Origin of the sequence: Arthrobacter sp. FX8, assembly GCF_026723805.1 — a bacterium.
Taxonomy (GTDB): Bacteria; Actinomycetota; Actinomycetes; order Actinomycetales; family Micrococcaceae; genus Arthrobacter.
In genome coordinates, this window is sequence record NZ_CP113505.1 from 3,167,723 (window position 1) to 3,192,454 (window position 24,732).

A 24,732-nucleotide genomic window follows, 5' to 3' on the forward strand; every position below is an offset into this window, starting at 1 on the left:
AAGAGGTCCCCGGCGAGCATTCCGGCGCCGGGGACCTCTTGTCGTTGTCAGCCGGCTTGTCGTTGTCAGCCGGCCGTTGGGGTGGCCCTGACGGCATTCGCGGCCCTGTCAGCGCTGATTTGGGCGTCAGTTCCGGAATCAAGGATGGTGTTCCGCGTTGACGCGGAATCGACCACGACGGCCGTCACGGCGAGGCCGTCGGCAGCGCCAGTGGCCAGCAGGGCGCCCACCTGGGCCTCGAAGCAGGAGTCACTCGACGAGGCATTAACGTCAAGGGCCACCACATGGTTGTTGGAAACGAAGTTGCCCGCCCCCTCCATCAGCCGGATGATGACCGGCGTGGCGCCGGCCGGCCGGACGCTGTGCGCGTCGATGACCTCGGAAAAGTGGTTCCCGATCACCGAGTTGCTGTTGCCGCTGACGCAGAGAAGCCCTGTGAGGTCGTCCAGTCCGTTCCCGACTCCCTGGAACGGGGTCCATGGCTCATGGTCGCGCAGGAAGTGGTTCGTGGCCACGAGGTTTTCCGAACTGTTCGCTTCGAGCACCACCATGCCGGGGTAGAACGAATGCAGGCGGTTGTTGGTGACGCTTGAGCGCGTGACGCCGTTGAAACGGATGCTGCTGGCACCCCGGGGGAAGACGTTGTTTGCGGTGACCAGGAGGCCGCCATGCTTCTCCGCGTAGATCGAGTGGCCCTTGAAGCCTGCCCCGATCAGGTTGTCAGTGATCTTTGACGCCTGCCCCCACCCGCGCAGTTCAATGCAGCTTCCGCATTCGGCGATGAAATTGTCGTGGATGGAAAACGCATCAGCGTTGTAGATGGTCAGGGCGTTCTCGAGGTACACGAATCCCATGCCGTTGACGCGGAACGAGTCATTCGCGTTCGCCACATGGATGCCAGTCTTGCCGTTGACGTACGTGTTCTCCGGATGCATCCCCGAGCCGTCCGGGCTGAAGTGCAACCCGTCAATGCAGAAATTGGAGAACTCCACCGAGCTGATCCGCGGGCTCCCGGTTCGCTCCACGTAGAAGGCGGCGCCTTGGGATTCCCCGCTGCCGCCACTGAGGGGAATGTCCACCAGGATGCGGCTGCCGCCGGGCCACAGCTCGTGCAGGTTGGGCCAGTCGTCTTCGGGAACGTTGAACCGGATGCTGGAGGACGTAAACCCGTGTCCCGATCCCTGGATCTTGAGGAAGCTGATGTCGATCAGCACCTGGGTACGCAGCCGGTAGTCCCCCGGCGGTATGTAGATCACCGCGCCGGGTTTTCCGCCGCTGTTCGCATCGGTGGCGGCCTGCCGGTGCTTGATGTCATCGATGATGCTGTTGATGACTTCACCGACGTCCTCGAACGGGTCGCCGGCAGGCCACGTCGTCACGTCGTAGTAGTTGTTGCTGGACATGGCTTCTTCCCTTTGTGTCGTGGTGTTCATGGGGCCACCGGCTGATGCTCGGGGAGGTCCTCCCGCAGTTCCTCCAGTGTTGGAGGGTGGGCCCCTGGGCGGCGCACCGTGATGGCCGCTGCCTTGGATGCCATGCGGCCCAGGGACTCCAGCACCGACGGTGCCAGCCCGTCTGCTCCGCGCATAAGCAGTCCGTAGATGAGGGCAGCCATGTACGAGTCGCCGGCCCCGATGGTGTCCACCACGGCCGACCTGACGGACGGTACTTCCACCCGTGCGCCACCTGTTGTGAGCAGGGATCCTTCCGCGCCCATGGTGACGGCGACGAGACCGGCCCCAAGCCCAACGATTCGCTGTGCGATGTCATCCACGGCCAGCCGCGGATAGAGCCAGCGGGCGTCCTCATCGCTGAGTTTCACCACCTCCGTGAGCGGAACAAGTTCCTCGAAGACGGTCTTTGCCTCAAAGTGGCTGCCGAGCAGGGCAGGGCGGATGTTGGGATCGTAGGTGACCACGCAGCGCTCGTGGGACTGCTCAAGGAGCTCCCTGACTCCTTGCGCTCCCGGTGCCAGGAAGGAGGCGATCGAACCGGTGTGCAGGATTTTGGGAAGGACCGCCGGGGCGGTCCGTGGGAGGTCCCACCGTATGTTGAAGTCGTACTGGGCGGAACCGTCGGACGCCAGAACCGCGGTGGCCGTAGAGGTCGCGCCGCGGACCCGGGAACCCGGCAGGAGTTGGACTCCCGCGCTTTGGAGGTGCTGTTCGATGGCGGAGCCGTGGTGGTCGTCGCCGATCGAGGTGAACAATGCCGTGCTTGCCCCCAGCCGCCCGAGCCCATAGGCCACATTGGCCGGCGACCCGCCGGGGTGCTCCACGGTGCCCCGCGGCGTGACCACGATGTCCATGAGGGCTTCACCGACAACAACCACGTCGATGCCCTGCCTTGGGTCGGCAGCCTGCTGGACTGTTGGCATCTTTTTGGACCTTTCGTTGGGCGAGGGCGAACCGTTAAGCAAGTTCACTGACGGCGAGCTTGAGTATTGTTGCCGGGCCTCCGTCGACCGTCAGCCGGTTCTCCGTGTTGCCGGGGCCTGGGAAGATGAGATCGGTCAGGACCGTCCTGCCGCCCTGGGCGAAGACTTCGACCGAGCAGTGGTCCACGACAATCAGCAGCTTCAGGACACCGTTTTCAAGGTGGACCGGCGCGGACTCAACCGAAGCGAATTTCCCGTGAAAGCCAGTGTTTCCCGACTGCCTGCGGTCAAGGATGAGTTGGGCAGTTGCTGGGTCGTAACTGAGGATGGCGCCGGCGGTGCCGTCGCTGTTTCCGAAGAATTGGAACCCGATCCGGTCCGCCGTGCCGGGCAGTATGTCAGCCTCGATGACCTGGGCACTGCCGGGTACGGGGTCCGGCAGGCGGAGGGCTTCGTTCCGTAGCTCAACCGTTTCCACGGTCAGGTGCTCCCCTGCGGCGGGCAGTGCTCCCCCTGTGCCGGGTTGCGGCAGGACCGGCTGTTGGACCAGGCGGGCGCAGCCATCGACTGCGGTGAGACGCAGTTCGCGGGCCAGGGTCATGGAGGAGCGCCATGGGGCTGTGGGCAGTTCGTTGGCGTAGTCCCAGTTGTTCATCCAGCCGATGATGATGCGCCGGTCATCCGGGGCGTCGGTGAAGGATACGGCGGCGTAGCAGTCGCGTCCCCAGTCAAGCCACAGGCACTGCCGCAGCGCGGCCGAAGCCTCCGAGGGGTCCGGGACGGTACGCAGCCCGACCGGAGCCACGAGGGAACCTGCGTCCGGAACGAACCGGGCGCCGTCGAACTGGCCCACGAAGTACTGGCCGCCGGATCCCCCAGCCACTGCGCCGGGGTTGACGTTGACGATCAGGACCCATTTGGTGTTGGCCGGGTCCCCGTCCACTGCGAGGGGAAAAGATCGGGGCACTCCCAGTCACCGGCATCGGCGTTGGCCGGGCCGAAATCACTCAGGAAATCCCACGACTTGAGGTCATCCGAACGGTAGAAGACCACCTGCTGGTGATGCGCTTCGACCGCGACCATGACCCAGTACGCGCCCAGCTCCCCTTGGTAGCGGAACACTTTGGGATCCCTGAAGTTCGCCGAATTCCTGGTGAGGACAGGGTTTCCGTCGTATTTCTGCCACGTCATGCCGCCGTCGGTGCTGTACGCGAGGGACTGGGCCTGCGTGCCGTTCAGTTCTGACGCGGCTTTGTAGGCGCTCGTGTAGATGGCCACCAGGGCGGGTGCGTCCGCCGTGCCGAAGCCGGCCGTGTTGCCGCGGTCCACCACGACGCTGCCGGAGAAGATGTCCTCTGTCTCGTCGCACGCAATCGCCACCGGGTGTTCCGTCCAGTGCAGCAGGTCACGGGAGGTGGCGTGGCCCCAGGACATGTTGCCCCAGACGCTGCCATAGGGGTTGTTTTGGTAGAAGAGGTGGTACAGGCCGTCGTGGAACACCAGGCCGTTGGGATCGTTCAGCCAGGTATCCCTTGCCGTGAAGTGGATGGCAGGCCGGAACCTGGAGATTTCTGCCGGAGCTGTTTCCGGGCGGGCGGCATCAAGGCAACTGGACATGTCTGGTGTTCCCCTTGGGAAGTGGAAGGAGCTGGCTGCCTACTGGCGGGGCGCCGCGATGGAGTCGCGGCGCACCAGGGGGCAACTCAGGATGGTCGGGTGAAGGGCCATGAGGGAAAGGTCCGTCTTCCCCTCGACGGCGTCGATCAGGTGCTCGGTGGCCCAGGCACCCATCTCGTAGTGCGGCAGGGCCACGGTGGTGAGGCCCGGATAAAGGTTGGCGGCGATCAGTTCCTGGTCATCGAAGCCGACAATCGAAAGGTCGGCCGGGATGGACAGGCCCAGTTCGGCAGCGGCGCGATAGGCGCCCATGGCCATCCGGTCGTTGTAGCAGAACAGGCCCGTCGGCCGGTGGGCGCCTGCCAGGATGCGCCGGGCCGCTTCATAGCCGCCATGCACCTCGGAAACCTCGGACTCGACAGGTGCCGCGTCGCCGTCGAGCCCTGCTTCCGTCAGCGTGGCCCGGAAGGCCCGGAGCCGCTGACGGGTCGCGGGGACGTCGTCAGTGTTGTTGATGAATCCCACCCGGGTGTGGCCCGCTTCGAGGAGCGCGGTCACGGCCGCGCGGGCACCACCTTCCTCATCCGGGATCACTGCGGTGATGTTTCCGCCGGTGGCCACGGAGTCCACCAGCACGGAGGGCACGCTGCCGAGGTTGGGTGGCAGTTCCACGTTGCGGTGGTACATGGTGGCGTAGAGGATTCCGTCCACCCGGCGGTCCAGGAGGGCCTCGACGTCGGCCTCCCGGGACTCCAGGCTGGCCGAGCCGGAGGTGTTGATGATCATCAGGTTGTACCCGCGTGCTTTGGCGGCCTCGTCGGCGCCGAGGATGATCCGCCCGGCGTGCGGCGTGGTGGCGATATCCTCGCTGACCAGGCCCAGCATGCCGGTCCTCTGCGTGCGCAGCGCCTGGGCCAGGCGGTTTGGCCCGTACCCCAACTGCTCGGCGGCGGACCGCACCTTGTTCCGGGTTTCCGGACTCACCCTGGCGTATGAGACGTCATTGAGGACATGGGAGACGGTGGTGACGGACACGCCGGCGGCCACGGCCACGTCCTTGATGCCGATGTTCTTGTTGCTCATCTGTCTCCCACGTCCTTATGGTCAGTGATGCCCCTGGGGCTACCAGTAGGCTACTCGTTGCTGGTGATCTAGCCCTTGACGGCGCCGAGGGTCATGCCCGCCACGATCCTGCGCTGCAGGAGCAGCGTGAGGAGGATGACGGGGATGGAATACACGGCGGCGAGGGCCGTCATGGATCCCCAGTCCAGGCCAAACTGCGTCTGGAAGTTCGCGATCACCACGGGCGTTGTCTGGGAGCGGATGGCCGTCATCAGTAGCGCGAACAGGAACTCGTTCCAGGAGGCCAGGAAGGCGAAGATGGCTGTGACCGCGATGCCGCCGGACACCACCGGGATCACCACGCGCCACAGGGCTCCCAGCCGGCTGCACCCGTCCACGGTGGCCGCTTCCTCCAGGTCCTTCGGCACCGCTTCGAAGAAGCTGGACATGAGCCAGATCGAGAGCGGCAAGGAAATGGTGGTGTGGGCGATGGACAGGGCAATGGGAGTGTCGGCCAACCCCATTGAGGCCATCATGGACGCCAGCGGGATTCCGATGGCCACCGGCGGCACCATCCGGGTCACCAGCGCGGCCATGATGAAGATCCGGCCGCTGAGGGTCTTGTACCGGGTGATGCCGTATGCCGCCGGCACCGCCAGCACCAGCGAAAGCACGGTACTGATGATGGCCGTCTGGATGCTGTTGATGAACGACGCCGGCACGCCGCTGCGGCCCAGCGCATTGGCGTAGTTCTCCAGCGTCCACTCCCGGGGAAGGATGGTGGGCGGCACCGCGATGGTGTCGATCGGCGTCTTAAAGGACGTGAACAGCAGGTACAGGAACGGGAACCCGTACAGCACCATCGCTGCCGCCAGGAGGACCCACAGCAGGGTACGGGTGCCCCGCCGGCCTGCTTCCAGGCCTTCCCGGTTCACACCGCTGCGCTTGCGTTCCTTGCCTGCGGCGACCGGCGCCGAAGGTGCCCCGGGCGCCATGGCCGTGGCCCCGCCGTCGTGCCTGACTCTTTCTGCGGTTCTCATCAGTTGTCCTTCCCTGGCCGCCAAATGGTGGATACCGCCACGAAGGCGACGGCAAGCATGGCCAGCAGGTAGAGGGTGCCCATGGCGCTTGCCAGCCCGGGGTCTCCGAACCGGATCATGGTCCGGTAAATCAGCAGGCTCATGGTTTCCGACGCGGACTGCGGGCCGCCATTGGTTTGGATGAGGATGGTGTCAAAGGCGCGGGCTGCGTCGATGCCGCGGACCACCAGGGCGACGGCGATGACCGGCCGCAGCAGGGGCAGGATGATCCGGAACAGCAGTGCCGGTGCGCGTGCACCGTCCAGCCGTGCTGCCTCGATCAGGTCACCGGGGATGTTTTGCAGGCCTGCGAAGAGCACCAGGCACATGAACGATGTGGTCAGCCAGATGTCAGGGACGGCCACCGAGTAGAGCACGATGCCCGGGTCCGACAGCCAGCCGATCTGGTTGGGGTCGGACAGGATCCCCGCCTGGTGCAGGAGGGTTCCGATCAGGCCGAAGTTGTCGATCATCAGGAATTTCCACAGCAGGCCGGCCACGATGGGGGCGATCATCAGCGGATACATGAAGACGGTCCGCCAGATCTGGGAGCTCTTGCCCAGCATGGTGAACAGCAGCGCCATGCCCAGGCCCAGCGCGAATTCCAGCGTGACCACCACCAGGGTGTAGGCAAGTGTCCGCCACCCTGCGCCGGTGAAGGCCTCCGAGGCGAAGGCCCTGACGTAGTTGTCCAGGCCTACGAACTCGCGGGGGCCGCCGGCAATCGGGGAAATCTTGAAGAAGCTGTCCGCCACCAGGCGGAACAGCGGAAAGGCCACAAAAACTGCCAGGAACAGCGCCGCTGGTGTCATCAGGAACAATGCGAAGCGGCGATCGGAGATACGCACGGTTTTCTCTTCCGCTGGTTGGGGCCGCGGCCGGCGCCGGTGAGTCAGGCGCCGGCCGCGGGGGTCTTACTTAAGGAGGTCCTCGATCTGCTTTTTGGCATCGGCGAGGAGAGTTGCGGAGTCACCGCCGGCGACAGCCTTCTGGAGCATGGGCACCAGCACGGTGTCCACGATCTGCTGCCACTTTTCGGTAGCGGGGCGCGTGGCCGTGGCCTTGCCGTTGAGGGTCTGGATCAGGGGCTTGAAGCTCTCATAGCCTGGCTTGTCCTGGTATTTCTCGAAGGCGGAGATGCGTGCGGCCAGGCCAAGATTCGACTCGATGCCCTTGTCGTTGTAGTCGTAGGCGCACTTGACGAACTTCTTGGCGGCGTCCGCGTTCTTGGTGGCTTTCGGTACGGACAGGTACCAGGGGCCTGGCACGCCGCCGACGCCGGCTGAACCGGCGATCATGGGTGCAGCACCAACCTTGCCGGCCACTGCCGAGTCCTTGGGGATCTGGCGGTAAGCGTGGGCCCAGAAACGGGTCATGGCCGTCTTGCCCTGGTTGAACAGGTTCTGCGCGGCAGCCCAGTCAACCTGTGCGGCACCCGAGGGCGCGTCCTTGACGAGGCTGGTGTAGAAGTCCAGGGCTTCCTTGTGGGCGGCGTTGTCGATGACCACCTTGTTGTTCGCATCCAGGACCATGGGCGAGCCGGCCTGCAGGACGTGGGCAAGCCATTCGGTTTCCACACCGCCCTTGACGTCGGTTCCGTACATGCCGTCCTTGGTGAAGAACGCGGAAATGTCCTGGTACTGCTTCCATGTTGTAGGGGCGGCGAGCCCGTAGCCGTACTTGGCCTGGAAGTCAGCCTTGTTCTTGGCGTCCTCGAACAGATCCTTGCGGTACAGGATGATTTCCGCGTTGGTCCAGGCGGGCATCCCGATGAAATGGCCGTCCACGTTGGCTTCCTTGACCAACGCCGGGAAGATGTCCTTCTTTGCCTCATCGGTAAAGAGTTCGTCAATGGGCTGGACGGCGTCCTTGAAGCTGGGCAGCCAGACGGAGTCCAGGGCGGCGACGTCGAAGGAGACGGTGCCGGAGGAAAATTCGCTGGAGAGACGGTTGAACATGCCGTCGTAGGGCAGTTCGACGAAGTTGACGTCGACGCCGGTTTCCTTCTTGCATTGTTCCGCGACGCCCGTCAGCTCGGCGTGGCCGCCGGCTTCCACCAGGACGTTTACGGTGCTGGTGCCGGCGCTCCCGGACGATGATGCCGGGCCCCCTGCGCCGCACCCGGAGGCAGCCAGGGCGACGACGGTGCAGATACCGCCGATGGTGGCGAGCCTGTTGATGTTTTTACGAGTGGACATCGCTGTCGACTCACTTTCTCTTGAACGGAAACGGAGAGACTATCGGGGTGAAAAATCGTTTTGCCAAAACGACTTGGCACCTACTTTAGGTTTCAGCAGGGAAAGGTGTCAAGTGTCACAGCGGAAGAACCCTCCGGGGAAAGAAGTCCCAAGAAAGAAGTCCCGGGAAGCCGCCTGCAGGTTCAGGCAGTGACTGGCAGCACCAGGAGATAGCCGGCGGGGAGCCCGCTGCTCCAGCGGCGTGGCTCCCGCACCACGAACTGGGTGGCCAGCTCCTCGGGGGTCAGCAGGCTGTTGGGAACAGGCGACGGGCCCCACTGTCCACTGCCGTACGGGTACAGCGGATCCAGGACGCGGATGCCGGTCACGGCGAAGTCGGAGAATTGCCGGGGGTCGCCGAGGGATTCGAACCCGCTCATCACCCAGGCGTGCCTGCCGCTCCACATGACCAGTCCCACCGGCCGGCCCGTGTCGGTAATGGCCCGGGCCGCCGTCCTCACCGCTTCCGGATAGTCGGGAATGCTTACCACCCGGTACGGTCCCATTCCCGATTCGGTGAGCACCTGGGCCCAGCCAAAGGGGTTGGCACCGTTGAACGAATCAGAGGAACGGGCGCGCGCCATCTCCCACAGTTCATTCTGCTGCGCACGGTCAGCCCAGGTGCCCCCGCCCGTATCGTCAATAAGGTTGTGCGCCATCTGGATGCTCGCGGCAACGCACCAGTCAAAGGTGTACTGCGGAACGAAGTCACCCTCCCGGTAGAGGTTCAGGGCGAACGGCTGCGGCACCGGGGCAAGGACGGGTGCCGGCGCCGGCGAAGGCTCCGAGGTGGGGCCGGAAGCCTGGACCGGAGCCGCCGGATCACTGGAAGCCGGCGGGGCAGTAAGGGCCGCACCACCCGCAGCGTCCCCCGGCAGGCCGGTCTCCGCGGAGGCCGAAGCCGGAGCGGGAGCCGTGGTTGCCTCCTGCAGGCCCGCCACGGGAACACAGGCCGCAAGGAATCCGGCCAGGGCAACGAGCCAGGCCAGGAGACGCAGGCGGGCACCGGTGGTCATCGCTCGAGTCCATTCCTGTTGAGCGGGCTTACCTCATACCAGTCTCCTTCCCCCGGCTCCCCTTGACTACCCCACCCCACCTTCCCTACACTTTTCATAAAGCAGAATCTAAATTCCACGAAGCGGAAACCGCAAGGGAGCCGGAAGCAAGGGAAGATAGATCAAAGCCCCTCCTCGGAAGGACCTACGATGACGTACACAGTGAACTGCTCCATCCTCCTCACGGAGCTTCCCCTGCTCGAGCGCCCTGCCGCGGCAAAGGCAGCCGGCTTTGACGCCGTCGAGTTCTGGTGGCCTTTCGAGACCTCCGTTCCGGCGGACAGCGAGATCACCAAGTTCGAGAACGCCATCACGGACGCCGGCGTCCAGCTCACCGGGCTGAACTTCAACGCCGGCAACATGCCCGGCGGCGACCGGGGCCTGGTCTCATGGAAGGGACGCTGCTCGGAGTTCAAGGACAACGTGGACGTTGTTGCCGGCATCGGCGGGCGCCTGGGCTGCAAGGCCTTCAACGCCCTCTACGGCAACAGGCAGGACGAATTCGCCCCTGAAGAACAGGACGAACTGGCTGTCAGGAACCTGGCGGCAGCGGCAGAAGGGGTTGCCCGCATCGGCGGCACCGTCCTCCTGGAACCGGTCAGCGGCGCACCCAGGTACCCGCTCCTCACCGCCGACGACGCACTCAGGGTCATTGCCCGCGTCAAGGCCGAGGCCGGCGCCGGCAACATCAAGCTCCTCGCCGACTTCTACCACCTGGCCGTCAACGGCGACGACGTCCCGGCCGTGATCGAAAACCACGCCAAGGACTTCGGCCACATCCAGATCGCCGACAACCCCGGCCGCGGCGCCCCCGGCACCGGCACCCTCCCGCTCGGCGAATGGATCGCCCGCAGCCGCAAACTCGGCTACGAGGGCTACATCGGCCTCGAGTACAAGGAACCGCAGGAGACGGCCTTCAGCTGGGCCATCCGCGAACGCATCGCCAAGTAGTCCCCACCCGCCCAACTAACTCGCAGTAGTTGTCGTTATGAGCGTTCAAAACGACAACAAATGCGAGTCAGTTGGGAAACCACGAACAGACTTTTCAGGAAAGAGAACCATCATGAGCAACGTTGCAGTCATCGGACTCGGAATCATGGGCCTGCCAATGGCCATCAACCTGGTCAAGGCCGGCCACACCGTCACCGGCTTCAACCGCAGCCAGGACAAGATCGACAAGCTGGTCTCCGAAGGCGGCAAGGGCGCCACCAGCATCGCGGGCGCCGTCAAGGATGCCGACGTCGTCATCACCATGGTGCCGGACTCCCCCGACGTCGAGGGCGTCGTCAGCGGCAAGGATGGTGTCTTCGCCAACGCCAAGCAGGGCGCCCTCTGGATCGACGCCTCCAGCATTCGCCCCGACGTCGCCGTCCGCCTCGCGGCAGACGCCAGGGAAGCAGGCATCCGCCCCCTCGACGCCCCGGTTTCCGGCGGCGAACAGGGCGCCATCGACGCCGTCCTTTCCATCATGGTGGGCGGGGACAAGGCTGACTTTGACGACGCCCAGGACGTCCTGAATGCCGTCGGCAAAACCATCGTCCACGTGGGCCCCTCCGGATCCGGCCAGACCGTCAAGGCAGCCAACCAGCTCATCGTTGCGGTCAACATCGAAGTCCTCGGCGAGGCCATCGCCTTCCTCGAGGCCTACGGCGTGGACACCGGCGCCGCCCTCAAGGTCCTCGGCGGCGGCCTGGCCGGTTCCAAGGTCCTGGAGCAGAAGGGTCAGAAGATGCTGGACCGCAACTTCGATCCCGGCTTCCGCCTGGCCCTGCACCACAAGGACCTGGGCATCGTCACCTCCGCCGCCCGCGAAGCCAACGTGGCCATCCCGCTCGGCGCCGTCGTCGCCCAACTCGTCGCCGCCACCGTCAGCCAGGGTGACGGCGCACTGGACCACTCCGGACTCTTCAAGCAGGTCCTCCAGCTCAGCGGCCGCAAGTAACCCTCACGCAGCCCAGCCGGCCGCCCCGAAAACGGGGCACATTGACACGGACACGCCGGCCGCCGTCGTAATTTACGACGCCGACACTCCCAAAGTGCCCCGCGACCGCCGGGCCTTCCTTCAGCACACCTAAAAACAGACTTCCCAAGCTTTCAAGGAGCACCCCATGAGCAAGATGCGTACCGTTGATGCAGCGGTGGCCATCCTGGAAAAGGAAGGCGCCATCGAGGCGTTCGGCCTGCCAGGCGCCGCGATCAACCCCTTCTATTCCGCAATGCGCGCCCACGGCGGCATCCGCCACACCCTGGCCCGCCACGTTGAAGGCGCCAGCCACATGGCCGACGGCTTCAGCCGCGCCAAGGACGGCAACATCGGCATCTGCATCGGCACCTCCGGCCCTGCCGGCACCGACATGATCACCGGCCTCTACGCCGCCTGGGCAGACTCCATCCCCATGCTCTGCATCACCGGCCAGGCCCCGGTTGCCAAGCTGCACAAGGAAGACTTCCAGGCCGTGGACATCGAGTCCATCGCCAAGCCCGTGACCAAGATGGCCATGACCGTCCTGGAGCCGGGCCAGGTTCCGGGCGCCTTCCAGAAGGCCTTCCAGCTGATGCGCTCCGGCCGCCCCGGCCCGGTTCTCCTGGACCTGCCCATCGACGTGCAGCTGGCGGAGATCGAGTTCGACATCGACGCCTACGAGCCCCTGCCCGTTGAAAAGCCCAAGGCCTCACGCAAGCAGCTGGAAAAGGCCCTGGACATGCTGACCGCGGCCAAGCACCCGCTGATCGTGGCCGGCGGCGGCATCATCAACGCCGGCGCCTCCGCGCAGCTGGTGGAGCTGGCCGAAACCCTCAACATTCCGGTCATTCCCACCCTGATGGGCTGGGGCACCATCCCGGACGACCACCGCCTGATGGCCGGCATGGTGGGCCTGCAGACCAGCCACCGCTATGGCAACGAGAACTACCTGCACAGCGACTTCGTGATCGGCATTGGCAACCGCTGGGCCAACCGCCACACCGGCGGCCTGGAAACCTACACCGCCGGCCGCAAGTTCGTGCACATCGACATCGAGCCCACCCAGATCGGCCGCGTGTTCTCCCCCGACCTGGGCATCGCGTCCGACGCCGGCGCGGCGCTGGCAGGGCTGGTTGAGCTCGCCCGGGAGCGCAAGGCGGCAGGGTCCCTGCCGGACTACAGCGCCTGGGTTGCCGAGTGCCAGGACCGCAAAGCCTCCCTGCACCGCAAGACGCACTTCGAGAACATCCCCATCAAGCCGCAGCGCGTGTACGAGGAGATGAACAAGTCCTTCGGCCGCGACACCATCTACGTGTCCACCATCGGCCTGTCGCAGATCGCCGGGGCCCAGATGCTGCACGTGTTCGGTCCCCGCAAATGGATCAACGCCGGCCAGGCAGGCCCGCTGGGCTGGACCGCCCCGGCAGCGCTTGGCGTGGTCCGCGGCAAGCCGGATGAGACCGTGGTGGCCCTCTCCGGAGACTACGACTTCCAGTTCATGATCGAGGAACTGGCCGTGGGCGCCCAGTTCAACCTCCCCTACATCCACGTGGTGGTGAACAACTCCTACCTGGGCCTGATCCGCCAGTCCCAGCGCGGGTTCAACATGGAGCAGAACGTGTCCCTGGCGTTCGAGAACATCAACAGCGCACACCTGTCCGAGGACACCCGCGGCTACGGCGTTGACCACCTCAAGGTGGCCGAGGGCCTGGGCTGCAAGGCCGTCCGTGTGGAGGACCCCAACGACCTCGCCGCCGCGTTCGACAAGGCCAAGGCGCTCATGGGCGAGTTCCAGGTTCCCGTGGTGGTGGAAGTGATCCTGGAAAAGGTCACCAACATCTCCATGGGCGTGGAAATCAACGCCGTCAACGAGTTCGAGCCCCTGGCCGAGACTGCCGCAGACGCACCCACCGCCATCCTGGCCCTGCAGGCATAACCATGCGCGTGGTTATCGCCCCGGACAAGTTCAAGGGTTCGCTGTCCGCGCCGGAGGTCTGCAGCCACCTGGAGCGGGGCCTGCAGCGCGGGGCCGGCGGGAACCTTGACGTGGTCCGGATTCCGGTGGCCGACGGCGGCGAGGGCACCCTCGACGCCGCCGTCGGCTCCGGCTTCACCCGCCGGAGCGCAACGGTCACCGGTCCCAGCGGGCAGCCCGTGGATGCGGACTTCGCCGTCCGCGGGCACGAAGCCGTCATCGAGATGGCCACGGCATCCGGGCTCGCGCTGATGCCGGGCGTCCGGAACGGCGGCAGGCCGGGCTCGGCTGACGCCACCACAGCCACCAGCCTGGGCACGGGCCAGCTCATCAGGGCCGCCCTGGACGCCGGCTGCCGGCGGATCATCCTGGGCGTGGGCGGCAGCGCCAACACCGACGGCGGCGCGGGGCTCCTGCAGGGGCTTGGTGCCAGGTTCCTGGACAGCAGGAACAACGAACTTCCACCGGGCGGGGCTGCGCTGGCAAACCTGCACAGCATCGACTTCACCGATTTCGAGCCCCGGCTGGTGGACACCCGCTTTGTGCTGGCATCCGACGTCGACAACCCGCTGCTGGGCGCCCAGGGCGCCCCGGCGGTTTTCGGCCCGCAAAAGGGAGCCACACAACAGGACGTCGGCATGCTCGACGCCGCCCTGGCCAGGTTTGTCGAAGTCCTGGCCAGGGAAATCGGATTCCGCGCCGTCAAGGCTGCCGAGGCTCCCGGAGCCGGGGCAGCCGGCGGCGTGGGCTACGCCGCCATCGCCGTCCTGGCCGCCACGCGGCGGCCGGGGATCGACGTCGTCCTTGAATTCACGGAACTGGAGCAGCGGCTGGCCGGCGCCGACCTGGTGATCACCGGCGAAGGCAGCCTGGATGAGCAAAGCCTGCTGGGCAAGACCCCCATGGGTGTTGCCCGGGCTGCTGCGGCGCAGGGCGTTCCGGTCATCGCCGTCTGCGGCCGGACCACCCTGGACCAGGGCCAGGCAGCGGCCGCAGGATTCGAGGATGTTTACGCTTTGACGGCGCTCGAAACCGATGTAAACAGGTGCATAGCAGAGGCAGGGCCGCTGCTGGAGCAGCTGGGCACCCAAATCAGTGCGGGGCTGGCAGCCAACAGGCCTGCCGCCGCAAGTACCAAGGAGGACCTCCGTGTCTGAAGAACGTTTCGACCTCGTCATCCGGGGCCGGCGCATCCTGACCACCGCCGGCATCGCGCCACGCGAGGTGGGCGTCCGCAACGGCAAGATCGTGGCCCTCGAACCGCTCGGCAACGGCCTGGCCGGCGCCGAGATCATCGACCTCGCCGACGACGAGACGCTGCTCCCGGGCCTGGTGGACACCCACGTCCACGTCAACGAGCCCGGCCGCACCGAGTGGGAGGGCTTCGCCTCTGCCACCCGGGCCGCGGCAGCGGGCGGCGTGACCACCATCATCGACATGCCCCTGAACTCCGTTCCGCCCACCACCACGGTGGAAAACCTCAAGCTCAAGCGCGAGGTGGCCGAAGACCAGGCGTTCATCGACGTCGGGTTCTGGGGCGGTGCCATCCCCGGCAACAAGGCCGATCTGCGCCCCCTGCATGATGAGGGCGTCTTCGGCTTCAAGTGCTTCCTCCTGCACTCCGGCGTGGACGAGTTCCCGCACCTGGACGCGGACGAGATGGAGGAGGACATGGCCGAGCTCAAGTCCTTCGACTCCCTCATGATCGTCCACGCCGAGGACTCGCACGCGATTGACCGCGCCCCGCACCCCGGCGGCGACCACTACTCCACGTTCCTTGCCTCCCGCCCCCGTGGCGCCGAGAACAAGGCCATCGCCGAGGTCATCGAACGGGCCCGCTGGACCGGTGCGCGTGCGCACATCCTGCACCTGTCGTCGTCGGACGCGCTGCCCATGATCGCCAGCGCAAAGCGCGACGGCGTCAAGCTCACCGTGGAGACGTGCCCGCACTACCTGACCCTGATGGCGGAAGAGATCCCGGACGGTGCCACCGCCTACAAGTGCTGCCCACCCATCCGGGAGGCCTCCAACCGGGAGCTGCTGTGGCAGGGCCTCCTGGACGGCACCATCGACTGCATCGTCTCGGACCACTCCCCTCCACGCTGGACCTGAAGGATCTGGAAAACGGGGACTTCGCCGTGGCCTGGGGCGGCGTCTCCTCGCTGCAGCTGGGCCTGTCCCTGATCTGGACCGAGGCTCGGCACCGCGGCATCCCGCTGGAACAGGTGGTGTCCTGGATGGCGGAGAAGCCCGCCGGACTGGCCCGCCTCACCAACAAGGGCCAGCTGGCGCTGGGCTACGACGCCGACTTCGCCGTCTTTGCGCCCGACGAGGCCTTCGTGGTGGACGTGTCCAAGCTCAAGCACAAGAACCCCATCACCCCGTACGACGGCAAAGCCCTGTCCGGCGTGGTGCGCAAGACCTTCCTCCGCGGCGCCGTAGTGGACGGCCAGACCCCCACGGGCAGGCTGATCCGCCGCGGCGGCGTCTAGGGAGACGCCATGGCAGTGGAAGCGCACTATCCGGGGGCGGGGGCGCGGCCGGGATTTCCTTCACGCAAGGCCGCCGCCCGCGGTCTCGCCGTGTGGGTGGTTCCGGCCGAAGGAACCAGCCCGGAACTCCTGCGCCACGCCGCCCAAATGGTCCTGGCAAGGGCCCTCGAAACTGCTCCGGAGGCGGAAGTCCATTGGCCTGCCGCCGGAGCCCCCACGTCCGCCGCGGAAGGAGCCGCAGCCGACTCCTCTCCGGTTCCCTCCGCGGCGGAGAACCCCGGCGCAACTGATGACGACGGCGGCACCCGCCTGCCGCCGTCGGCCGGCCCCGTCAGCCGGGTCGCCGTGGACCTCGCCGCCGACACCGTCCTGCTGGACGGCAGGCCCGTGGCCCTGACCGGCGTCGAATACAAAGTGCTGCGCTACCTGGTGACCCACCTGTCACGGACGGTGGGCCGCGAGGAACTGCAGGAGTTCCTGGAGTCCCTCGATTTCCCCGGCGCCACGGCACGCTCCATCGACGTCTACGTGGGCAGGATCCGCAAGAAACTGGGCAACGCCCGCCATGCCGTGGCAACTGTCCGCGGCGGCGGGTACCAGTTTGTGCCGGGTCCGCACGCTGCAGTTCGTGGACCGGCGGAATACTGCATATGACGCGCTGGTTTGTATCAGTAAGCGGCAACCCGCTTCACTTGATGTTTGGCCATCACTGACCGAGTCTTACAAAGGAACGCCATGAGCCCCACCCTGACCACCAAGCTTCAGCCCGGCACCCCGGCTCCTGAATTCACCCTCCGGGACGCCCAGGGCCGGGAGACCTCCTTGGCCGATTACCGTGGCAAGAACGTCATTGTCTACTTCTACCCGAAGGCCGCCACCCCCGGCTGCACCACCGAGGCCTGCGACTTCCGCGACAGCCTCGCCTCCCTCCAGGGCAAGGGCTACGAAGTCATCGGGGTTTCCCCGGATGCCCAGGAAGCCCTGGCCGGCTTCAGCGGCGACTTCTCCCTGACCTTCCCCCTGCTCTCGGACCCCGACCATGCCGTTGCCCTGGCCTATGGCGCCTGGGGCGAGAAGCTGGTCAAGGGCGAAATCCACGAAGGCATTGTCCGCTCCACCGTTGTGGTGGACCCCGAAGGCAAAGTCACCCTGGCCCAGTACCAGGTGCAGGCCGACGGCCACGTCGCCCGCCTCAAGGAGGCCCTGGGCGTCTAGGACGATCCATCACCTGCTGCGGGTTTTCCCGGACGCTTCCGCACGTGCTGCGGGAGCGTCCGGGCGTTCCACCTGCCTTCGCCTCCGCCGCCACGTGGGCATACGAAGCCGAAACCCGGCGGTAAACGGGAGTCAGGAAGGCCAGCAGGGCGGCCGCGATCATGATGATGCCGGCCACCAGGAAAACCAGGGCGATTCCGCGGGAGGTGCCCCCGCCAAGCAGCGGGTCCAGTCGGGCTGCACCTTCCGCTGACCGTGCGTACGGGATGATCCAAAACTGGGCAATGGGCGCGATGACGAACGCGGTGACCGGTGCGGCAGCGGACTCGAATGCCATGGCGAAGCCAAAAACGCGCCCCTGCCGCTCCAACGGCACCACCCGTTGGATGACGGTCTGCTCGGCCGCCTCCACGAACGGGACCAGCACCAGGTACAGCCAGATCCCCAGGATGTAGAGCCACGCCCACTCCCGCAGCGTGAAGACCGCACCCAGCACTCCCATGGCCGCCACCGCAACCAGCAGGGTGCGCAGGGGGTTGGCGCCGAGCCCGAACTTGCCGATCAAGGCGCCGCCGATGATGAACCCGGTGGATCCGACCGCAAAGACAGCACCCCACATCTGCACTGAGAACATTTCCAGCCCGTACGGATCCATCAGCGCCATGTACACGCCGCCGATGAAGTTGTTGAACGTGGAGAACAGGATCAGCGCGAACAGCCCCGAAATGGCCAGCACTGCCGCGATCGAGCCCCTCAGGTCGAACCCGCCGCGGGCGTCTGTTGCCGCGGGCCGCACCTCCTCGGGCATCCGCAGGGTCAGCAGGTGGGCGAAGGCCAGCGCCGTGAGCACCAGCGCGACGGCGATGGTCCAGCCCATGCCCAGCAGACCGACGGACAATCCGGACAGCAGGGAGGTGACAATGAACATCAGCCCCTGCACCATCCCCACCAGCCCGTTGGCATTGGCACGGCGCTCCGGTTCGATCAGGATGGTGACGGTGGTGGACAGGGCAATGTTCCGCAGGTTCTCCACCACGGCGCCGACCAGGATGACCAGAGTGAAGATCCAGAACCATGCCTGCCCCAGGTCCAGCAGTGACGCGGCAGGCACCAGCAGGAACATCACCCCGGACAGCACGAACATGACCAGCGTGAAGCAGGCAGCGAAGCGCATCACGGCCAGCTTGCGGCAGCGGTCCACGAAGGTGCCGAAGCTGATGCTGGAGAGGGCAATCAGCAGCATGTACGCGCCGCCCACCACCCCGGTGGCAATCACGTTCCGCGTCTCCAGGTACAACCAAAAAGTCAGCGCGAACCACAAATAGCTGGTGGTGATGTTGGCCAGGGCTGTGTTCACCAGGATGCCGGTGAAGGTGCGGGAGCGCTCTGCCGGGCTCCGCAGGAAGGTGCCGGTGGAGTCGGAATCCGCAGCCGCCCTGCCCGGGTCCTGCTCGGTCATGCGTCCCAGTGTAGTGACGGCGCCCGCCTTTTGGTCCCCCTGTTTCGCGCGTGGGTGTCAGGATAGTTCCATGGCGATCGAGGTTCGTCCGGCAACAATTTTCGAGGACGTGAAGATACTGGTGGGGCCCAAACGGCCGGATGCCACCGTCTGCTGGTGCCTGAGCTACCGCATCCCGTCCCGCCAGAACGTCTCCCTCCGTGGCGGGGAACGCGGGGAGCTGGTCCGCCAGTTGGTGGCCCAGGATCCCCCGCCCGGCATTGTGGCGTACGACGGCGGCGAACCCGTTGGGTGGGCAGCGGTCCATCCGCGGGCGGACACGGCCTTTGCCCGCAACAGGAAGATCCCGCATGTGGACAACCAGGACGTGTGGTCGGTGTGGTGCCTGCGCGTCCGTCCCGGCCACCGCGGCAAAGGCATCTCGCACGTTCTGCTGGCAGGCGCCGTGGAGATGGCCCGCTCCTATGGGGCCCCGGCCATCGAGGGTTATCCGGTGGACAACAACGGCCGCAAAGTGGACCTCACCATGGCCTACGTGGGCACCCGGAAGCTGTTCGAGGATACTGGCTTCACCAAGGCTGCGGACACCACCTCGGTGCTCAACGGCTTCCCCGGGTGCTGATGCGGCTGCAACTGGAATAACTGCGCTACTTCCGGTGCCAGTACTTTCGCCAATCGACTTCCATGGCCCACAGCGCCAGCAGCATCGCGTCCATGGTCATGAGTCCAGCCATCAGGTACGACCAACCGACAAACAAACTCACAGCAATCTCCTGACTATCCCCAGCCAATCGATTGCTGCTAAGTGTGGCACCTAGAGCGCCGCTACGGAATGCCCTCCACCCGCAGTCTTGAAAAGGATTCCCAGCCTGTGGTGCGCCTCGGTCTCGAGCTTGAGCCGGCGGGTCAGTTTCTCCACGTGCCGGGACATCTCCTCCCCCACGGGGAGCCGGTCTCCGGGCCAGCTGGAAACTTCCCGCGATTCGGCCAGCGCGTTCTCCAGTTCCCTGGCCGCTGCCCGCACTTTTCGTGAGTGGAAATAGAGGCGAAGCAATGCCTTGGCCTTGTCCGCTCCCCTCTTTTTGACTTGTTCCATGCTGCTTCCCCGCTCTCCGCAAACCATGCAGCCCGCCGCGTGGCCCGTCGTCGGGCTTTTCCGCCTGCACGCTGCTGCGTTCCTTCGAGTGTGACGTCCGTTCCTCAACGTCCCGGCAAGCAGATGCCAAGATTTCCGCAAGATCTGCTGAGGGGACCGCATACAACGTTTCTGTCAGCGAAGTCACCGGAAACTGTGGAGCCTAAGACATGCCCCGTGCGCCTTAATACTGTAGAAGTAGAGCTATGGTCTCTCCCCCGAAACCCGCCGTGCCGTGGTCATCGAAGACGACCCCGACATCCGCGGGCTCCTGGTCCGCGTCCTGGTGAAGCAGGGTTTCGACGTCACCCAGGCCGGGGCAGGGCTCCCGGGGGTGGAGGAAGTCCGCCGCGCCAGGCCGGACCTGGTAACCCTGGACCTGAACCTGCCGGACCTTGACGGGCTGGAGGTCTGCAAGCTCCTTCGCGAGTTCTCGGACGCGTTCATCGTGATGCTCACCGCCCGTGCGGACGAACTCGACAAGCTGACCGGCCTGGACAACGGCGCCGACGAATACATCAGCAAGCCGTTCAGCCCCCGGGAACTGCAGTCCCGGATCAATGCACTGTTCCGGCGCCGGCCCTCTGCCGCGGCGGAGTCCGCTGCCCGGGGCGAGCTGGAACGCGCCACCGAAGTGCAGCAAAGCCTCCTGCCCAAGGAAGACATCCGGGTTGACGGTTACGACGTGGCGGGCCTCTTCCGCCCGTCCCAAAGCGTGGGCGGCGACTTCTACGATTGGTACCAGACGCCGGACGGGCTCCACCTCACTTTCGCCGATGCCATGGGCAAAGGCATGGGGGCGGCGCTGATCGCGGCAACAGTCCGCGCAGTAATGCGTTCCACGGGCCTGCGGCAGGACCTCGACGCCGGGTTCGGCGCCGCCAGCAAGGCGATCGCCGCCGACCTGGACTCCTCCAACTCATTTGTCACCCTGTTCCATGCCCGCCTGGACGCGGCATCAGGCAAGGTCAGCTATGTAGACGCCGGGCACGGCCTTGCGCTGCATGTCCAGCCGGCCGGACCGGCGGACCGCCTCCCCTCCGGCGGACCACCGGTTGGCGCCTGGCCGGGGACCCAGTGGCCGCAGGCGGGCCTGGAGCTGGCCCCGGGCGACTCGCTGGTTGTGGTCAGCGACGGAGTGCTGGATGTGTTCGGGTCAGTGGAGGACTTCACCGAGGCAGTGCAGCACGCAACGCAGTCCGCAGGTACGGCGCAGGAAGCCAGCAACTCCATCCTGGCCCTCGCCCCGGCAGAAACCGCCGAAGACGATGTCACCGTGGTTGTGGTCCGCCGCCTGCCCGTGGAGGTGCCGGCTTGATCCGCTTCTGGACCCGCGTGGTGGTTGTCCTGACCGTCCTGACCGGCCTGAACTACATCGCGTGGCGCTGGATGGCGTCCCTCAACTGGGACGCCTGGTGGATCGCCCTGCCGTTGGTGGTGGCCGAAACCTACAGCCTCATCGACGTCATGCTCTTCGGCATGACCGTGTGGAAACTGAGGATCCGCAAAGGCGCTCCCGCGCCGCCGCACGATGCAACCGTGGACGTCTTCATCACCACCTACAACGAAGACCTGGACATGGTCCTCACCACCGCACTGGCGGCCCAGAAGATCCGGCACCCGCACAGCACCTGGATCCTGGACGACGGCGCCCGGCCCGAGCTCAAGGCCCTGGCCGAACAGCATGGCCTGGGCTACGTCACCCGCAGCGAGGACTGGACCAAGGACCTCCCCCGCCACGCCAAGGCCGGGAACCTGAACAACGCCCTCATGGTGACCCACGGCGAGTTCCTGCTGATCCTGGACGCGGACCAGATCCCGGAGCCGGACATCCTGGAAAAGACCCTGGGCTACTTCAACAACCGCCGGGTGGCCCTGGTCCAAACCCCCCAATACTTCAGCAATGTGCCGGCCGATGATCCGCTAGGCAGCCAGGCGCCCCTGTTTTACGGTCCCATCCAGCAGGGCAAGGACGGCTGGAATGCCGCCTTCTTCTGCGGCTCCAACGCCATCCTTCGCCGCGAGGCCCTGATGCAGCTGGGCCTGGTGGGCTACGTCAAGGAAACCGAGAAGAGCATCCGCCGTGCCCTGGCCGCATCCCGGGCAGCCATCAAGCAGGCCCGCAAGTCGGCAGACGTGGATTCTCCCCTGGTGGCCGAGGTCCTCGACGAAGTGGAGGCAGCCACCCGCGAGGCCCAGGAGGAAGTGGACGCCGGCAGGCCACTCAGCGAGGTCACGTACCGCGTCCGCCGCCGCGTGGATGCCGCCGTCCAGACCCTGGTCCAGGCCGACGTCGCCGCCCTGCAGGCCGACCTCGAAGAGATCGCCGCCATGGAACTGGCCCACGTGGGCGAGTCCGGCGTCCCGGTGGTGGCGGACGACGCCGTCCAGCGCATGTCCGCCCGTGACTGGTCGCCGCTGGGCGCCCTGGAATCCGTCCAGGCCGTCCTGGACGCGCTGACCGTGGAGCGCAGCGACGAGGCCCAGCCGGTAATGCCGCTGGCCACCATCTCCGTCACCGAGGACATGGCCACCGCCATGCGCATGCACGCCATGGGCTGGGAGAGCGTCTACCACCACGAGATCCTGGCCTACGGCCTGGCGCCGGAGGACCTGAAGACCATGCTCACCCAGCGCCTCCGCTGGGCGCAGGGCACCATCCAGGTGCTGCTCCGCGAAAACCCGCTGGTCCAGAAGGGCCTCAAGCTCGGCCAGCGCCTGATGTACTTCGCCACCATGTGGACCTACCTCAGCGGGTTCGCCGCGGTCATCTACTTCGCGGCCCCCATCATCTACCTGCTGCTGGGCATCCTGCCGGTCAGCAGCCTGAGCTGGGACTTCTTCATCCGCTTCATCCCGTTCATGGTGGTCAACCAGCTGCTGTTCGCCGTGGCCGGCCGCGGAATCCCCACCTGGCGCGGGCAGCAGTACAGCCTGGCGCTGTTCCCCACCTGGATCAAGGCATGCACGACGGCGGCCCGTAACGTGTGGTTCGGCCGTCCCCTTGGGTTCGCGGTCACCCCCAAGGCGCGCCAAAGCGGCGGACCCAGCTGGAGCCTCATCCGGCCCCAGATCGTGGTGTCCATCCTGCTTGCCGTCGCCGCCGTCGTCGGAATCATCCGCCTTGCCGCCGGGCTGGCGGAACCGCTGGGCACCCTGGTCAATGTTGTCTGGGTGGTTTTCGACCTGGTGGTCATGAGCATCCTGGTCCGCGCCGTGCTCTACAAGGGGTACGAACCGGCCGCAGAACCTGCAAACAGAGAGGAACCCTGATGGAGTTCAGTTACGAGGTCAAAGATTCGTACGCGGAAGTCAAGGCGGACGGGCGGCTCAACATGGTCTCCGCGCCCAAGCTGCGCGAGTTCGTCACGGATGTCATTGCCGGCGGGTCCAACCGGATCGTGGTGAACCTGGAAAACACCGCCTTCATGGATTCCTCCGGGCTGGGCGCGCTGATCGGCTGCCTCAAGGCGGCCCGCCAGGCCGGCGGCGACCTGCGGATCGCGGCGGTGCAGCCCCAGGTGAACATGGTCCTGAAGCTCACCAGCATGGACAAGGTCCTTACGGCGTATGCCACAGCCGAAGTGGCGTTCGGCAATGACTGAGGTCCTGGCCTCGCGCAGCTTCCGGGGGCCTGCTGCCGAGGACGCCATCGAAGCGGTCCACAACGACCTGGACAGCCTCTGGCTGGACGTTCCGTTCGTCAACGACATGGACCAGATGACGTTTACCACCGCAGTCATCGAGTCCGCCTCCAACATCGTCCAGCACGCAAGGCCGGCCGGGGACCGGGAGGTGGAACTGGGGGTGGAGACCACCGTGCAGCCCACGCTGCTGCAGGCCCGGGTGAGTGCCTACAACGCCAAGCCACCGTACGGCCCCATGGAGCCGGCCACGCCCGGCGACGACGCCGAGTCGGGCCGCGGCCTGGCGCTGATCGAGGCGCTGGTCACCACGGTGACCTTCGAGCGCCAGGGTGCCACCAACACCTGGGTCCTTTCCAGGACGTCCTCCCAGGATTAGGACTGCCCCTGCTGGAGCTGCGCGCCGCCGCTTGACACGGCCACGCGGCTGTTCTTGAATATTACGTATGCTGAAATAACAGTTCCATGATGCGGAAGCCTTGTTTGGGGAAATCCCCGAACAGGCGCCGGGTTCTCCGGCATCCGCATAGCCGTCACCATGGATGCCAGCATGACCATCGAGGAATACGCCAGCATGAAGCTTGCCGAATTCAACGCCGCCGGCTCCGCCGCGGCCCAGGCCACCCTCCGGCCCTGCATCGACGTCAGCCGCTGGGTGGAGGCGGTGGCAGCAGCCCGGCCGTTCGCCAGCCGGGAACAGCTGCTGGAGTTCGCCGCCCAGGCAGCCAACCCCTTCACTCCTGCGGAGGTTGACGCCGCCATGGCCCACCACCCCAGGATCGGGGAACGTCCGACGGCGGCCAGCACCGAGGCGTCCATGTCCCGTTCCGAGCAGGCCGGGGTGGATCCGGCCGATGCTGCGGCAGCAGAAGCCCTGGCCCGGGGGAACCGCGAGTACGAGGAGAAGTTCGGCCGCGTCTTCCTGATCCGGGCCGCCGGACGCACCGCTCCGGAAATCCTGCAGGCCCTGAACCAGCGGCTCGGCAATTCCCCGCAGGAGGAAGACACCATCGTGGCCCAGCAGCTGCGCGAAATCGCCGTACTGCGGCTTGAAGGACTGATCAGCGAATGAGCGTTTCCCACGTGACCACCCACATCCTCGACACCGGCGCCGGGCGCCCGGCGGCGGGGTCGCCGTCGTCCTTTTGAAGAACGACGGCGGTACCTGGCGCGAGCTGGCCACCTCCAGCACGGACGCCGACGGCCGGGCGAAGGACCTGGGGCCTGAACAGCTGGAGCCCGGGCACTACAAGTTGAACTTCGCCACGGGCACGTACTACGCCGGCCTGCAGACCGCGACGTTCTTCCCTGAAGTGGACCTGGTCTTCGAAGTCACCGGCCCGGAGCATTACCACGTTCCTTTGCTCCTGAGCCCGTTCGCGTACTCCACCTACCGCGGCAGCTAGGCCGGCCTGGGGGCGC

At 66.1% G+C, this 24,732-nt stretch carries 20 protein-coding genes and 4 pseudogenes; 14 read left to right on the plus strand and 10 right to left on the minus strand.

The features are described 5' to 3' along the window. Positions 1–65: 65 nt before the first annotated feature. From OUO20_RS14845 to OUO20_RS14880, 8 genes and pseudogenes are all read right to left on the minus strand, one after another. Positions 66–1,403, minus strand: a complete 1,338-nt coding sequence (locus tag OUO20_RS14845) for a NosD domain-containing protein (RefSeq protein WP_268002048.1) — start codon at positions 1,401–1,403, stop codon at positions 66–68. Positions 1,404–1,429: 26 nt separating this feature from the next. Next, positions 1,430–2,377, minus strand: coding sequence for a carbohydrate kinase family protein (locus OUO20_RS14850; RefSeq protein ID WP_268002049.1), 948 nt, complete (start codon positions 2,375–2,377; stop codon positions 1,430–1,432). Positions 2,378–2,411: 34 nt separating this feature from the next. Beyond that, positions 2,412–3,994, minus strand: a pseudogene (locus OUO20_RS14855) (glycoside hydrolase family 32 protein). Between the two features lie 39 nt (positions 3,995–4,033). Next, positions 4,034–5,077 (minus strand): LacI family DNA-binding transcriptional regulator, encoded by a 1,044-nt coding sequence (locus OUO20_RS14860; protein WP_018771749.1) that lies wholly within the window; start codon positions 5,075–5,077, stop codon positions 4,034–4,036. A gap of 68 nt (positions 5,078–5,145) precedes the next feature. Continuing rightward, entirely contained in the window at positions 5,146–6,096 is a 951-nt protein-coding gene (locus OUO20_RS14865) for a carbohydrate ABC transporter permease (RefSeq protein WP_268002050.1), read from the minus strand. Continuing rightward, positions 6,096–6,983: a carbohydrate ABC transporter permease gene (locus OUO20_RS14870; protein WP_268002051.1), complete on the minus strand. Its 888-nt coding sequence runs from the start codon at positions 6,981–6,983 to the stop codon at positions 6,096–6,098. The genes OUO20_RS14865 and OUO20_RS14870 overlap by 1 nt, the downstream gene beginning before the upstream one ends. A 66-nt stretch (positions 6,984–7,049) precedes the next feature. Next, the gene (locus OUO20_RS14875) at positions 7,050–8,333 is read right to left on the minus strand and encodes an ABC transporter substrate-binding protein (RefSeq protein WP_018771752.1); all 1,284 of its coding nucleotides are present in this window, start codon (positions 8,331–8,333) and stop codon (positions 7,050–7,052) included. Between the two features lie 182 nt (positions 8,334–8,515). Then, positions 8,516–9,388, minus strand: coding sequence for a hypothetical protein (locus OUO20_RS14880; protein WP_268002052.1), 873 nt, complete (start codon positions 9,386–9,388; stop codon positions 8,516–8,518). 189 nt (positions 9,389–9,577) lie between these two features. Between OUO20_RS14880 and OUO20_RS14885 the strand changes: the two genes are divergently transcribed. The 7 genes and pseudogenes from OUO20_RS14885 (at position 9,578) to bcp (ending at position 17,072) form a co-directional block, all read left to right on the plus strand. Next, positions 9,578–10,378, plus strand: coding sequence for a hydroxypyruvate isomerase family protein (locus OUO20_RS14885; RefSeq protein ID WP_268002053.1), 801 nt, complete (start codon positions 9,578–9,580; stop codon positions 10,376–10,378). A gap of 37 nt (positions 10,379–10,415) precedes the next feature. Continuing rightward, positions 10,416–11,369 (plus strand): 2-hydroxy-3-oxopropionate reductase, encoded by a 954-nt coding sequence (locus OUO20_RS14890; RefSeq protein WP_268760781.1) that lies wholly within the window; start codon positions 10,416–10,418, stop codon positions 11,367–11,369. A gap of 166 nt (positions 11,370–11,535) precedes the next feature. Further along, positions 11,536–13,326, plus strand: a complete 1,791-nt coding sequence (gcl, locus tag OUO20_RS14895; RefSeq protein WP_268002054.1) for a glyoxylate carboligase — start codon at positions 11,536–11,538, stop codon at positions 13,324–13,326. Between the two features lie 2 nt (positions 13,327–13,328). Beyond that, the gene (locus tag OUO20_RS14900; protein WP_018771756.1) at positions 13,329–14,522 is read left to right on the plus strand and encodes a glycerate kinase; all 1,194 of its coding nucleotides are present in this window, start codon (positions 13,329–13,331) and stop codon (positions 14,520–14,522) included. Next, positions 14,515–15,857, plus strand: a pseudogene (allB, locus tag OUO20_RS14905) (allantoinase AllB). Before OUO20_RS14900 ends, allB begins: the two are co-directional and overlap by 8 nt. A gap of 9 nt (positions 15,858–15,866) precedes the next feature. After that, the gene (locus tag OUO20_RS14910; RefSeq protein WP_223992806.1) at positions 15,867–16,511 is read left to right on the plus strand and encodes a winged helix-turn-helix domain-containing protein; all 645 of its coding nucleotides are present in this window, start codon (positions 15,867–15,869) and stop codon (positions 16,509–16,511) included. An 81-nt stretch (positions 16,512–16,592) separates the two neighbouring features. Next, the gene (gene bcp / locus OUO20_RS14915; RefSeq protein WP_018771759.1) at positions 16,593–17,072 is read left to right on the plus strand and encodes a thioredoxin-dependent thiol peroxidase; all 480 of its coding nucleotides are present in this window, start codon (positions 16,593–16,595) and stop codon (positions 17,070–17,072) included. On the opposite strand, the gene OUO20_RS14920 is transcribed toward bcp, so the two are convergent. Then, the gene (locus OUO20_RS14920) at positions 17,050–18,531 is read right to left on the minus strand and encodes an MFS transporter (protein ID WP_268002055.1); all 1,482 of its coding nucleotides are present in this window, start codon (positions 18,529–18,531) and stop codon (positions 17,050–17,052) included. The two genes, bcp and OUO20_RS14920, sit on opposite strands and share 23 nt — an antisense overlap. 70 nt (positions 18,532–18,601) lie before the next feature. On the opposite strand from OUO20_RS14920, the pseudogene OUO20_RS14925 reads away from it, so the two are divergent. After that, positions 18,602–19,173 (plus strand): annotated as a pseudogene (locus OUO20_RS14925) (GNAT family N-acetyltransferase). Positions 19,174–19,345: 172 nt separating this feature from the next. On the opposite strand, the gene OUO20_RS14930 reads toward OUO20_RS14925, so the two are convergent. Further along, positions 19,346–19,627 (minus strand): hypothetical protein, encoded by a 282-nt coding sequence (locus tag OUO20_RS14930; protein ID WP_223992807.1) that lies wholly within the window; start codon positions 19,625–19,627, stop codon positions 19,346–19,348. A 274-nt stretch (positions 19,628–19,901) separates the two neighbouring features. Here OUO20_RS14930 and OUO20_RS14935 point away from each other — a divergent pair, with 274 nt between their 5' ends. From OUO20_RS14935 to uraH, 6 genes and pseudogenes are all read left to right on the plus strand, one after another. Beyond that, entirely contained in the window at positions 19,902–20,984 is a 1,083-nt protein-coding gene (locus tag OUO20_RS14935) for a PP2C family protein-serine/threonine phosphatase (RefSeq protein ID WP_268002056.1), read from the plus strand. Beyond that, positions 20,981–22,939, plus strand: a complete 1,959-nt coding sequence (locus OUO20_RS14940) for a glycosyltransferase family 2 protein (protein WP_018771765.1) — start codon at positions 20,981–20,983, stop codon at positions 22,937–22,939. Before OUO20_RS14935 ends, OUO20_RS14940 begins: the two co-directional genes overlap by 4 nt. Continuing rightward, positions 22,939–23,271, plus strand: coding sequence for an STAS domain-containing protein (locus OUO20_RS14945; RefSeq protein WP_268002057.1), 333 nt, complete (start codon positions 22,939–22,941; stop codon positions 23,269–23,271). The genes OUO20_RS14940 and OUO20_RS14945 overlap by 1 nt, the downstream gene beginning before the upstream one ends. Next, entirely contained in the window at positions 23,264–23,689 is a 426-nt protein-coding gene (locus OUO20_RS14950) for an ATP-binding protein (RefSeq protein WP_018771767.1), read from the plus strand. The genes OUO20_RS14945 and OUO20_RS14950 overlap by 8 nt, the downstream gene beginning before the upstream one ends. 195 nt (positions 23,690–23,884) lie before the next feature. Next, on the plus strand, positions 23,885–24,382 hold the full coding sequence (gene uraD / locus OUO20_RS14955) for a 2-oxo-4-hydroxy-4-carboxy-5-ureidoimidazoline decarboxylase (RefSeq protein WP_268003446.1): 498 nt from the start codon (positions 23,885–23,887) through the stop codon (positions 24,380–24,382). After that, a pseudogene (gene uraH / locus OUO20_RS14960) lies at positions 24,379–24,716 on the plus strand (hydroxyisourate hydrolase). Before uraD ends, uraH begins: the two are co-directional and overlap by 4 nt. The last annotated feature ends 16 nt before the right edge of the window (positions 24,717–24,732 follow it).